The following is a 488-nucleotide window of genomic DNA, read 5'->3' on the forward strand; positions in this document are numbered from 1 at the left end:
GAGAATACCATTATTTATTTCTGGGATCCACAATGTGGGCATTGTAAAAAGGAATCTCCAAAATTGGTAGAATTCTATAATGAATACGCTGAGAAATTGGATGTTGAAGTATATACTGTTTGCGCAGATTCAAATTTAGCAGATATGAAAAAGTATATACGTGAGAAGAAGATGAATTTTATTAATGTGAATGGACCTAGATCCTATACCACAGATTATCATGAACTCTATAATATTTTTACAACGCCAGTTATTGTGGTTTTAGATAAAAACAAGAAGATTATTGCAAAACGATTGGTTAGTGAACAATTACCCGAATTTATCGAAAATCATAAGAAAATGCGAGAAGAAAAAGATTAGAGGATTCTAAACCAGAAAGTAATGACTAGATCAACACAAACCATCCTTCTAATTATTGTATCCCTTTTTGTTTTCAGTTCACAAGCACAAAAAGTTTACGAGCATCAATACATAGTAAAGGTAGGGGA

At 31.8% G+C, this 488-nt stretch carries 1 protein-coding gene; it reads left to right on the forward strand.

Annotation, left to right across the window (positions count from 1 at the left end; translation table 11 throughout):
• Positions 1-360, forward strand: a 360-nt coding sequence (locus FEF65_RS13260) for a TlpA family protein disulfide reductase (RefSeq protein ID WP_138240296.1), incomplete at its 5' end; no start/stop codon positions are given.
• Positions 361-488 lie beyond the last annotated feature (128 nt).

Source organism: Mariprofundus erugo (assembly GCF_005818865.1).
GTDB lineage: Bacteria > Pseudomonadota > Zetaproteobacteria > Mariprofundales > Mariprofundaceae > Mariprofundus > Mariprofundus erugo.